Raw genomic sequence first — 11,048 nt, 5'->3', positions numbered from 1 at the left:
GGAAGGCGTGATCCTTGCCACCATGACCGTGACCGACCGCTGGACGCCGGACAAGGCGCGTGAGGCCGAGAAGGTGTTCGGCGCGGACGACGACGCGCACCCCGCAGTCAACTACTTGCACAACGTGGCTGGCAAGGTCTATCTCGGCGGTCCGGTGACAGGCATCCAGCCTCCGGTGCATTACGACTTTAAAGCACGTCGCGACACGCCAAACGAGCTGCGCGCTTATTTTCGTAAAGTTGGCTGGCAAAAGGTCGTCGCCTTCCAGACCCGCAACCCGCTGCACCGTGCGCATCAGGAACTGACCTTCCGCGCCGCGAAGGAAGCACAGGCCAACCTGCTGATCCACCCTGTGGTCGGCATGACCAAGCCCGGAGACGTGGATCACTTCACCCGCGTGCGGTGTTATGAGGCCGTTCTGGACAAATACCCGGCATCCACCACCTCAATGTCGCTGTTGAACCTGGCGATGCGCATGGCGGGCCCGCGCGAGGCGGTCTGGCACGGGTTGATCCGCGCCAACCACGGCTGCACGCACTTCATCGTCGGGCGCGACCATGCCGGTCCGGGGAAGAACAGCCAAGGCGAGGACTTTTACGGGCCGTACGACGCGCAAAATATGTATCGCACGCATCAGAGCGAGATCGGCTGTGAAATGGTCGATTTCAAGCACATGGTTTACGTGCAGGAACGCGCGCAATACGAGCCAAATGACGAAATCAAAGACAAGGACAAGGTGACGATCCTGAACATCAGCGGCACCGAACTGCGCCGCCGTCTGGCCGAAGGTCTGGAGATTCCTGAATGGTTCAGCTTCCCCGAAGTGGTTGCGGAACTGCGCAAAACCAAACCGCCGCGAGCCGAGCAGGGCTTTACCGTGTTCTTCACCGGTTTTTCAGGCTCGGGCAAATCAACCATCGCCAACGCGCTGATGGTCAAGCTGATGGAGATGGGCGGCCGCCCGGTGACCCTGCTGGATGGGGATCTGGTCCGCAAGAACCTCAGCTCGGAACTGGGTTTCTCGAAAGAGCACCGCGACCTGAACATCCGCCGCATCGGCTATGTGGCGTCCGAGATCACCAAGAACGGTGGCATCGCCATCTGTGCACCAATCGCCCCTTATGCCACCACCCGCCGGGCCGTGCGTGAGGACATCGAAGCTTTTGGTGCGTTTGTCGAGATCCATGTGGCCACCAGCATCGAGGAATGCGAACGCCGTGACCGCAAGGGTCTGTACAAGCTGGCGCGCGAGGGCAAGATCAAGGAATTCACCGGAATCTCAGATCCTTATGACGTGCCGGAGAACCCGGAATTGCGCATCGAGACTCAGGGCACAGATGTGGACAACTGCGCCCATCAGGTGATCCTGAAGCTGGAACAGATGGGCCTGATCTCGGGCAGCTGGTGAGAGGACAGGCGATGGATCTGGATGTATTGAAGGCCGCTTTGGTTCCAGTTGCCCGCGAAGCGGGGACGAAGATCATGGAGGTCTATCAGAAACCCGCCGAGGCTGAATACAAGGGCGATGGCTCTCCGGTCACCGAGGCGGACGCGGCGGCAGAGGCGATCATACTCCCAGCGCTTCACGCCGCCGCCCCGGACATCACCGTGATCTCGGAAGAAAACGCGGCCAGCCATGCGCTGACCGCCCCCGAGACGTTTTTCCTGGTCGATCCGCTTGACGGCACCAAAGAGTTCCTCAAACGCGATGGCAAGGGCAGCTTCACGGTGAATATTGCGCTGATCGAAAAGGGCCGTCCGGTGTTTGGCGTTGTGTATGCTCCGGCGCTGGATCGTATGTTTGTTGGTATCGTCGGACACGAGGCCGAGGAAACCAGTGGCGGAGTGACGCGTAAAATCAGTGTGCGTAACGTGCCGGAAAGCGGAGCCGTTGCAGTGGCCAGCGCCTCGCACCGGGATGCCGATACCGACGCCTGGCTGAGCGATCATGGGATCGACCAGACTACCTCGATCGGATCGTCGCTCAAGTTCTGTCTGGTGGCAGCGGGTGAAGCGGACGTCTATCCCCGCTTCGCGCCGACGATGGAATGGGATACGGGCGCTGGTCACGCGGTTCTGGCCGCCGCAGGCGGACGTGTCACCAACCCGGACAAAACCGATTTCACATTCGGCAAAACGGACTACCGCAATGGCCCGTTCGTGGCTTGGGGTGGGCTTGAATGACAAACACCGACCCGAACACACGTTTCGACAAGATCCTGAAGGACGGTTTGTGCATCGGCTGCGGTCTGTGCCAATCCGTGCTCGGGTCAGAAAAACTGCAAATGGAGAAGGCGCGGGATGGTGAACTGCGCCCCAAGATCCAAGGGGAGCTGTCCAACGCGGATGTCGACCTTGTGTACGACATTTGCCCCGGAACGCGCTGTGAGGCTATTCCACCCGAAGACGCAAAGGCAGCACCGCACCATGATCTGGTCTGGGGACCATATCACAGCCTGTCGCTTGCTTGGGCGTCCGAGGCCAACACCAGGTATGAAGGCTCAACAGCCGGTGTGTTAACCGCGCTGGCGCAATACCTCCTGCACTCGGGTCGGGTTTCGTTCATCCTGCATGTCAAAGCCTCGGAAGACGAGCCGACCTTTGGTATGGCGACGATTTCCACAACCGTGGAAGAGGTGCTGGGCGGGGCAGGGTCTCGGTATGGCCCAACAGCGCCGCTGATCGGGTTAGGGGCTGCATTGGACTGTGAAGAGCCTTTTGCTGTTGTGGCAAAGCCCTGTGATCTGAACGCGATCCGCAATCTCGCGCACGAGGACGCGCGTGTGAACCGGCTGATCAAATACATGATGGCGATGGTCTGTGGTGGTTTCATGCCGGATCAGGCGATGGGTCGGTTTCTAGCCGACAACGGGATTGAGCGTGAGCAGGTGACCGGGCTGCGCTATCGCGGGCGCGGGTGTCCTGGGCCGACGACGATCAAGACCGCAGATGGCGACACGCGCGATTTCCACTATCTCGATTTCTGGGGTGAGGATGAAAGTTGTTGGTCACTGCCATTTAGGTGCAAGGTTTGCCCGGATGGTATTGGTGAGGCCGCAGACATTGCCGCCGCCGATACATGGCCCGTTGCCACACCGGATCGCGAAGTTTCAAAAACCGATCCCGGTACCAATTCCATCATCACTCGAAGCGTTCGGGGTGAAGCGCTGTTGCAGGCTGCAATTGCTGATGGGTTTCTGACCGCTGGGGGAGAGGTCGACATAGACTACATGAACAAAACCCAACCTCATCAGGTCACCAAAAAGCGATCCATGTATGCCCGGTTCAAAGGCATGAAACGCGCGGGTCAACTTGTTCCGGCGACGTACGGTTTGAGACTTGAAGAGCTTTCCGATCAAAACTCTGCTGCAGAAAATTCAAAACAAGAACAAGGGGCATTTGAACGCGCCCGAAGATTAAGTGGCACCGAATAAAGAGCTTTGCCCACACAGTTCCTGTGGGCAAAGGCTTACGGATTGACTTGATCGAACCCGAAACACCATAGCAGTTTGGTGGCGGTTCCAGATACGTCTCAAAAGCAAGGCCAATCAAAAGGGCCGCGACTCAGCAGCTATCCGTCTGCTGTTCGCGCCTTCTGGATGTGCTACACCCCAAGGACACTCGAATCGAGATCCTTGGACAGTTTGCGGAAACACAGCAAAAACCAAGGAGCTTGTACACAAAGAAGTTCAAAGCTGTGTGGAGCTAGCGCTTTGAAAAATAACGCACAAAAAGCAGCGCGTTTAAGCGTGGCACCTATGATGGACTGGACCGATCGACATTGTCGGTTTTTTCATCGTCTGCTCAGCGCCGAGACTTTGCTGTATACCGAGATGGTGACGGCCCCGGCACTTGTGCGGGGTGGGGCGATGCATCTGCTAGAGTATTCCGAAGACGAACATCCCGTGGCTTTGCAATTGGGCGGGTCAGACCCGGAAGAGCTGGCGCAAGCGGCGCGGCTGGGGGCCGAGGCTGGGTATGATGAGATCAACCTCAATTGCGGTTGCCCGTCGGACCGGGTGCAATCGGGCACCTTTGGCGCGGTTCTGATGAAGGATCCCGGTCGTGTTGCCGATTGCGTATCCGCTATGCGCGCGGCGGTGGATGTAGACGTGACCGTCAAATGCCGCATCGGTGTGGACGACCAAAACCCCGAGGAGGTTTTGCCTGCGTTTTTGGACCAGATCCGCAGTGCGGGGTGCCAAAGAGTGACTATTCACGCGCGTAAGGCCTGGTTGCAAGGGCTCAGCCCCAAAGAAAACCGGGACATTCCGCCTTTGGACTATGATCTGGTGCATCGGATGAAGGCGGCGTTTCCCGACCTTCATATCTCAATCAACGGTGGCATATCATCGTTGGACGAGGCGAAGGTTCATTTGGATGCAGGTCTGGACGGGGTGATGATCGGACGTGCCGCCTATCACCAACCAGGAGACATCCTGTCTGAGGCCGACCCGCGTATCTTTGGCGTTGGAGGCGCGCGGGATCCGATTGCGATCGTTCAACAAATGGTGCCCTATGTCGATCAGCACCTTGCCAAAGGTGGACGCTTGCACCAGATCACGCGTCATATGCTGGGTCTTTTTGCCGGTCGCCCCGGCGCCCGCGCGTGGCGGCGCGCCTTGTCCGAAGGGGCCGTTCACAAAGGGGCCGGGCCAGAAGTGATGTTGCAGGCGCTGAACCACGTTGCGCCGATGGCAGAGGCGTAACAAGAAGGGGGAACAATGCCCGAAACGATGTTGCTGGCCCAGATGTTGGGCCTTTTGCTTGTGATCGGGGCGCTTGCAGGCGTTCTGGCCGGGTTGCTGGGGGTCGGCGGAGGTATCGTCCTTGTCCCCGCGTTCTTCTACGCGTTCCAAACCCTTGGCTATGGCGGCCCGCAACTGATGCAGCTGTGTTTGGCGACGTCGCTTGCCACGATCATTGTGACATCGGTTCGTTCAGTAATGGCGCATAACAAAAAGGGTGCAGTGGATTGGGATATATTGCGTGGCTGGGGCCCGGGTATCGTCATCGGTGCGGTCATCGGTGTTCTGGTCGCATCTGCCCTGCGGACCGAGGCCCTGCAGGCTTTGTTTGGCGTTCTGGGTATGGTGATCGGCGCGTATCTTGGGCTGGGCCGTGCTGAATGGCGGCTGGGCGATGTCATGCCGGGGGGGATCAAAAGGGCAGTTCTGTCGCCCATGGTGGGCTTTCTTTCGGTTCTGATGGGAATCGGGGGTGGCAGTTTTGGCGTTCCGCTGATGAGCCTTTATAACACCCCGATCCACCGTGCGGTCGCAACAGCGGCAGGCTTTGGTGTGATCATCGCAGTGCCGTCGGTTATTGGCTTTCTGTTTCTCGAAATTGCGCCCGAACACCGCCCTCCGTTGACCATCGGGGCGGTCAATCTTGTGGCCTTTGCCGTTGTTGTTGCGATGACGATGATGACCGCACCCTTGGGTGTGAAACTGGCGCACGCGATGGATCCGAAACCCCTAAAGCGGGTCTTCGCCGTGTTTCTGACGCTGGTGGCGCTGAACATGCTTCGGAAGGCAATTGGCCTATGAGTGATTTTTGGGCCAAGGGCTGGGTAAAGTTTGCCTGTGACCCATCGCTGGCCGAGTGGGTCAGCCATGCGTTGCCCGCAGCCCGCGCCTCGACTTCAGACCCGGCTCATGCGGAATGGTTAGACTGTGAAGGGACATGGTTCATCGGCGTAGATGCACTGCCCAACGACACGCAGGGTAGGGTTGGTCAGTCTGCGCCTTTATCTGGGCAAGCCGTGTCGTTTATTCGCAAACATTATGGTGATTTACCCCTGCATAAAGGGCAGGTGTCGGTTATTTATCCGGGTTACCCGCGCCCGCGTCGTGGTGAAAATGAGGCCGCGACCCGGTATCGCCGGAACCGGGATGCGGCCCATGTGGATGGTTTGCGTCCGATGGGACCAGATCGTCGCCGACGCGTGGATGAGCCTCATGCGTGGATATTGGGCATTCCCCTGACAGAGGTCAGCCCGGATGCATCGCCTATGGTGTTGTGGGAAGGCAGCCACCACATTCTGGGCGCTGCGTTCAGGGATGCGCTGAATGGCACGTCAAACGAGGCGCTGCACGAAGTTGATGTAACCGACATTTACCAGGCCGCGCGTCGCGAGGTGTTCGAGACTTGTCCACGGATTGAATTGCCCGCCAAACCCGGCGAAGCCTATCTGTTGCATCGCCACTGTTTGCACGGTGTTGCACCTTGGGCCGACGCCGCGACGGCAGGGCCAGATGGACGGATGATTGCCTATTTCCGCCCCGAATGTGCCGGGGGTGTAGCCGAATGGATCGAATCTGCCTAACCTCCTGTCGTTATTTGGCTTTGGAGGCATTGACGGATGATTACGGTCCATACGAATTCAGATGGCGCACTGATTGAGGTCGAGTTGTCGGGGCAGGTTACAAGTGCCGACTACACCAACACTCTGGTCCCCGCGATTGAAGCCGCGATGGCCGAGCATGACTCGGTGCGTTTGCTGGCCATCGTGCAGCCCGAGTTCAAAGGATATGATCTGGGTGCGGCATGGTCTGACACGAAGCTGGGTCTAAGTCATTGGCGTGGCTTTGACCGGATCGCCGTAGTTGCCGATCAGGGATGGGTGCAGACCAGTATTCGACTGGCAGCCCCGATCTTGCCGTGCCCTGTGCAATTATTTGACCTGGCCGATCTGGAAGCAGCCCGCCGTTGGATGCGCGAGTCGCTGGGATCAATACACCTGACAGATCTGGGCGGACCTTGTGTGCAGATCAGTCTGTTGGGCAAGCTGGACCCCGAGGAGTACAAGCAGGCAGAGCGTGATCTGGACGTATTGCTTCAGGATCGCGCCGGTTTTCGCCTGTTGATTGACCTGCGGGAATTTGACGGCTGGCAGGGGTTGTCTGCCCTGGCTGCGCATTTTCGGTTGGCCAGCCGCCATATCGGTCTGTTGGACCGGGCGGCCATTGTAGGGGACAAAAGCTGGCAGCATATGGCCCAGAAGGTTGCCAGTCATGTTCTGGGCACACGCACTCAGTTCTTCTCGTCTGAAGAGTTCGACAACGCGAAGAACTGGCTGGCGACAGGTTAGTTTCTGGCGGGATTCAAAAGATAGCGGTCAACTTTTGACCGCTTTTTTGCCCGCAAACTCCGTTACGATTCGCAATCCACAGGCGGTTTTTCCGGGATCGCGCGGATTATTCGCCTTTTGCCACGTCGGCTGAGCCAAATTATGACGTTAGGGAATTTTGCGTCATATTGGGTTTTTATTGATCAGGGCGTCAAAAAAGATCAAAACCCACGTGTTTTCCCCCTAATTTTTACGGGAAACACCTTTAGCCACGCTTTGTCGCTGCGGGTCACCACTCACGTAGAACAGTCACGTTCAAGAGCTTGAACCCTCGGAGCTCGAACTCGACCCGCAGCGACATTGTTTTTTAAGCGGGAATTCTGAAATGGCACTTAAAGGTCTGATAGGAAGATTTCTTAACCGCAGCACGTCGGACAATTGGCGCGTGACACAAAAACGCGAAGCTGTTCGGCACGACAAGGCGACGCGATCAGAGATGACTGTTTTGTTCCGCAAGGAATTGCGCAAACCGATTCCGGTCAGGGGCGGGCACGCTCAATCCAAAGCGCGAAAAAAAGTGGGCTGATAGCTCAGGAGCCGTTCAATCGGGCTGCTCGCCCGCCGCGCCGTTTGGCAAGCCGTGGTTTGCGCGAGGGCAGATCGTCCATGATGTCGGCACGTTCGGAGCTGTCCATTTTGGACCAGCGCGTGATTTCGTCAATCGTGCGATAGCAACCCGTGCAGATGCGTTCGGTCGGATGAACAACGCAGATTTGGACGCAAGGGCTTTCGACCTCATTCCGTTTCCACACCATATTCGTCATTGACGGTCTCCGACATCGTTACAAAAAGCGCAGCCTGTCCAGCGCCCCTTGCAAGATATAACCGGCAGCAACGTGATCAATAACCTGTCCGCGACGTTTTCGTGTCGTATCCGCCTCAAGCAGTGCTTTTTCTGCCGCAACCGTGCTCAGTCGTTCGTCCCAGAAACCGATTGGCAGATCAGTCAAACGCGACAAGTTTCGCGCAAAAGCCCGCGTTGACTGGCAACGTGGGCCTTCGGACCCATCCATGTTTTTCGGCAATCCCAACAGTATGCCGCCGATCTCCCGGTCGGTCACAATCTCAATCAGACGAGCGGAATCCAAGGTGAATTTCTTGCGCCTAACAGTTTCCAACGGACTGGCCACGCCGCGCATCCGGTCAGAGACGGCAACACCGATTGTCTTTTCGCCAAGATCAAGACCCATCAATGCGGTCATCGGCGACAACGCCGCAGCGAACTCTTCAAAGACGTCATGGATCATTGGGCAATCCCGGCCTGCAACGCGGCTGCGTCAAGGATTTCAAGCGCTTCGGAATTCCCGGCAAATACTTGCATGGCCTCTTTGTGAATGTCGATGGCCCGCTGGCCCTGACCCAGAACGCCCAAGGCTGCGATCAGGCGAGCCCACTCTTCGGGCGCGCCGCCTTCGGTTGCCAGTCGGTCAGACAGTTGGTTCACCATTCCCTGAATCATCTCTTGCCGTTCTTCAGGGGTCAATTCGGCGGCGGCATTCACGTCGTCCTGGCTTGGACCTGACGCTGCACTCAGGTCCGGTGCATTGAAGACTCCTGCACGGAAAGCAAGTTCATCCAGTTGCGCCCGAATGGCCCCGGCCCAGGGCGCGCCGCTTGGGGCTTCCTGCAAGGTTTGCACCCACATGCGATAGGCCAGATCGGGCCGTCCGACCTGCGCCAGCATTTGCCCCCAATAATACCGGGCGGGCCCGTGGCTTGGATCTCGGTTCAATGCCTCGGTCAGGGCTTGTTCCGCTTCGGGCGAGACATAGCCGCCAGCCGCAAGGATCATCATTTCGGCAAGATCGGCATAAGCGTCCGCAGTTGCCGCATCACCGGACAGTTCGATTACCTTTTGCTGTGCGGTATATCCCGCCTTGAAATTACCTGCATTTGTTTCGTGTTGTGCCAACAGCATCTGGCCCTGCAGATCATTTGGACGGTTGGCGACTGTATCTCGCAGTTGTTTCAGCAGCGCCGCATAGCTTTCGTCCAGCTGTGCAGGCTGGGGCGGAGTCGCCAGTTGCTCGGCGGCGTTTTGGGGTGGTCGGTTGGCCCGGACATCTTCGGCAAGCTCCAACCGAGCCGTCAGTGGCATGTCCGGCAAACCGACGGCACCGGTGCGATCATACAGCGCCATCGCTCCACCGATCAGGATCAGCGCGATCACCACCACCGAGACGATGGACACAGCCCGCGACGGGCCAGACGCGGCACCGCCCTTTTTCAAATTCTCGTCCGCAGCCAGAATGCGACGAGAGATTTCGGTGCGAACCCGTTCGGCGTCTGCCTCGCCAATCACGCCGCGCGCAAGGTCTTTATCAACCCCCGCCAATTGTTCGCGGTATACCTCAAGGTCATATGCGGCTGCAGGCTTTTCCGCGCGGCGGTTTCGCAGCAGGGTAAAGCAAAGGAAAGCCGCAATCAGAAGCGCGACAATGAAAATCAGAACCCAGAACGTCATGGTCCCTCCGAAGATGCTGTCCTGACTTAGACCTACGCGCCGCCCGACAAAAGGGACAAATGGCCGCGAATGAACGACATGTCGCAATAGTGCGATATTGCGGCGTTGCACGGCAGGGGTAAACTGCGCGTACACGGCATATCTGCGCCCAATCACCGAACCGGATGGATTCGCACATGAAACATTATTCAGCCTTTGCTGTGGCGCGGGAAGCGCTGCGCTATCACACCGGATGGGAACGCGCCTGGCGTTCACCCGAACCCAAGAAGAAATATGACGTCATCATCATTGGCGCAGGCGGGCACGGTCTGGCGACTGCGTATTACCTTGGCAAGAACTACGGCATTCAGAATGTCGCGGTGATCGAAAAAGGCTGGCTGGGTGGTGGCAACACCGGCCGTAACACCACGATCATCCGGTCCAACTATCTGCAGGACCCTTCGGCAGCCCTTTATGAAAAGGCGCGGGGCCTCTACGAGGATCTTAGCCAGGACCTGAACTACAATATCATGTTCAGCCCGCGTGGCGTGATGATGCTGGCGCAGACACAGCACGAGATTCGCGGCTATCAACGCACGGCCCATGCCAACGCTTTGCAGGGCGTGAAAACTGAATGGATTACGCCCGAGCGCGTCAAGGAACTGGTGCCGATCATCAATCTGGACGGTCCGCGCTATCCGGTTCTGGGCGCGTTGTGGCAGGAACGCGGCGGCACCGCGCGCCACGATGCCGTGGCCTGGGGCTATGCCCGTGCCTGTTCGGCCATGGGGATGGACATCATCCAACAGTGTGAAGTCACCGGCGTGCGCTCGGACAACGGCCGAGTGGTTGGCGTCGACACCACCAAAGGCGCCATCGATTGTGACAAGCTGGGCATCGTCGTTGCCGGCCATTCCGGGCAGCTGGCCGAAATGGCGGGTTTCCGTTTGCCGCTAGAAGCGATTGCATTGCAGGCACTGGTGTCGGAACCGATCAAACCCTGCATGGATGTGGTCGTGATGGCGAACACCGTGCACGGCTATATGTCTCAGTCCGACAAGGGTGAGATGGTGATCGGTGGCGGCACCGACGGGTTCAACAACTACACCCAGCGCGGCTCGTTCCATCACATCGAGGAAACCGTCCGCGCTTTGGTCGAGACCTTCCCCATGATCTCGCGCCTGAAAATGCTGCGTCAATGGGGTGGGATCGTGGATATGACCGGCGACCGGTCCCCGATTTTGTCCAAGACACCGCTGGGTGGCTGTTTCATCAACTGTGGTTGGGGGACTGGCGGCTTCAAGGCGATCCCGGGGTCCGGCTGGGGCATGGCACAGCTGATGGCCACCGGCCATTCGCCGCTAACCGAAGCCTTTACTCTCGATCGCTTCAAAGAGGGCCGCTTCATCGACGAAAGCGTCGCTGCTGGGGTGGCGCACTAAAGCGTCTGCCCAGGGTTGCCAAACAACAGAA

11 protein-coding genes are annotated in these 11,048 nt (G+C 58.3%); 8 read left to right on the top strand and 3 right to left on the bottom strand.

What is annotated here, in order from left to right; translation table 11 throughout:
• From GOV90_RS04725 to GOV90_RS04695, 7 genes are all read left to right on the top strand, one after another.
• Positions 1-1,408, top strand: a 1,408-nt coding sequence (locus GOV90_RS04725; RefSeq protein ID WP_171172817.1) for a bifunctional sulfate adenylyltransferase/adenylylsulfate kinase, incomplete at its 5' end; no start/stop codon positions are given.
• 11 nt (positions 1,409-1,419) lie between these two features.
• Positions 1,420-2,184, top strand: a complete 765-nt coding sequence (cysQ, locus tag GOV90_RS04720) for a 3'(2'),5'-bisphosphate nucleotidase CysQ (RefSeq protein ID WP_171090840.1) — start codon at positions 1,420-1,422, stop codon at positions 2,182-2,184.
• Entirely contained in the window at positions 2,181-3,434 is a 1,254-nt protein-coding gene (locus tag GOV90_RS04715) for a Coenzyme F420 hydrogenase/dehydrogenase, beta subunit C-terminal domain (protein ID WP_171090839.1), read from the top strand. The genes cysQ and GOV90_RS04715 overlap by 4 nt, the downstream gene beginning before the upstream one ends.
• Positions 3,435-3,713: 279 nt before the next feature.
• Complete coding sequence (dusA, locus tag GOV90_RS04710) at positions 3,714-4,709, top strand: tRNA dihydrouridine(20/20a) synthase DusA (protein WP_256367912.1); 996 nt, start codon at positions 3,714-3,716, stop codon at positions 4,707-4,709.
• Between the two features lie 15 nt (positions 4,710-4,724).
• Positions 4,725-5,549 carry a sulfite exporter TauE/SafE family protein gene (locus GOV90_RS04705; RefSeq protein WP_171090837.1) on the top strand — a complete coding sequence of 275 codons (825 nt, stop codon included), beginning with the start codon at positions 4,725-4,727 and terminating at the stop codon, positions 5,547-5,549.
• Complete coding sequence (locus GOV90_RS04700) at positions 5,546-6,328, top strand: hypothetical protein (RefSeq protein WP_171090835.1); 783 nt, start codon at positions 5,546-5,548, stop codon at positions 6,326-6,328. Before GOV90_RS04705 ends, GOV90_RS04700 begins: the two co-directional genes overlap by 4 nt.
• Before the next feature lie 36 nt (positions 6,329-6,364).
• The gene (locus tag GOV90_RS04695) at positions 6,365-7,093 is read left to right on the top strand and encodes an STAS/SEC14 domain-containing protein (protein ID WP_171090833.1); all 729 of its coding nucleotides are present in this window, start codon (positions 6,365-6,367) and stop codon (positions 7,091-7,093) included.
• Positions 7,094-7,662: 569 nt separating this feature from the next.
• Here GOV90_RS04695 and GOV90_RS04690 read toward each other — a convergent pair.
• From GOV90_RS04690 to ccmI, 3 genes are read right to left on the bottom strand one after another with little or no spacing between them, the layout of a single operon-like run.
• A complete protein-coding gene (locus GOV90_RS04690) occupies positions 7,663-7,896 on the bottom strand; it encodes a DUF1289 domain-containing protein (RefSeq protein WP_171090831.1) in 234 nt (77 codons plus the stop codon).
• Positions 7,897-7,914: 18 nt separating this feature from the next.
• Positions 7,915-8,379, bottom strand: coding sequence for a Holliday junction resolvase RuvX (gene ruvX, locus GOV90_RS04685; RefSeq protein ID WP_171090829.1), 465 nt, complete (start codon positions 8,377-8,379; stop codon positions 7,915-7,917).
• Positions 8,376-9,596, bottom strand: a complete 1,221-nt coding sequence (ccmI, locus tag GOV90_RS04680) for a c-type cytochrome biogenesis protein CcmI (RefSeq protein WP_171090827.1) — start codon at positions 9,594-9,596, stop codon at positions 8,376-8,378. The genes ruvX and ccmI overlap by 4 nt, the downstream gene beginning before the upstream one ends.
• 176 nt (positions 9,597-9,772) lie before the next feature.
• Between ccmI and GOV90_RS04675 the strand changes: the two genes are divergently transcribed.
• On the top strand, positions 9,773-11,017 hold the full coding sequence (locus GOV90_RS04675) for a sarcosine oxidase subunit beta family protein (protein ID WP_171090825.1): 1,245 nt from the start codon (positions 9,773-9,775) through the stop codon (positions 11,015-11,017).
• The last annotated feature ends 31 nt before the right edge of the window (positions 11,018-11,048 follow it).

Origin of the sequence: Ruegeria sp. HKCCA5929, from assembly GCF_013034525.1 — a bacterium.
Lineage (GTDB): Bacteria > Pseudomonadota > Alphaproteobacteria > Rhodobacterales > Rhodobacteraceae > Ruegeria.
This window is presented reverse-complemented; position numbering and strand designations above follow the sequence as displayed.

What these genes read in the sequence shown, in the direction of transcription:
- GOV90_RS04695 (WP_171090833.1), top strand. Translation starts at nt 6,365, where the DNA reads ATGATTACGGTCCATACGAATTCAGATGGCGCACTGATTGAGGTCGAG.
- ccmI (WP_171090827.1), bottom strand. Translation starts at nt 9,596, where the DNA reads ATGACGTTCTGGGTTCTGATTTTCATTGTCGCGCTTCTGATTGCGGCT.
- GOV90_RS04700 (WP_171090835.1), top strand. Translation starts at nt 5,546, where the DNA reads ATGAGTGATTTTTGGGCCAAGGGCTGGGTAAAGTTTGCCTGTGACCCA.
- cysQ (WP_171090840.1), top strand. Translation starts at nt 1,420, where the DNA reads ATGGATCTGGATGTATTGAAGGCCGCTTTGGTTCCAGTTGCCCGCGAA.
- GOV90_RS04715 (WP_171090839.1), top strand. Translation starts at nt 2,181, where the DNA reads ATGACAAACACCGACCCGAACACACGTTTCGACAAGATCCTGAAGGAC.
- GOV90_RS04675 (WP_171090825.1), top strand. Translation starts at nt 9,773, where the DNA reads ATGAAACATTATTCAGCCTTTGCTGTGGCGCGGGAAGCGCTGCGCTAT.
- ruvX (WP_171090829.1), bottom strand. Translation starts at nt 8,379, where the DNA reads ATGATCCATGACGTCTTTGAAGAGTTCGCTGCGGCGTTGTCGCCGATG.
- GOV90_RS04705 (WP_171090837.1), top strand. Translation starts at nt 4,725, where the DNA reads ATGCCCGAAACGATGTTGCTGGCCCAGATGTTGGGCCTTTTGCTTGTG.
- GOV90_RS04690 (WP_171090831.1), bottom strand. Translation starts at nt 7,896, where the DNA reads ATGACGAATATGGTGTGGAAACGGAATGAGGTCGAAAGCCCTTGCGTC.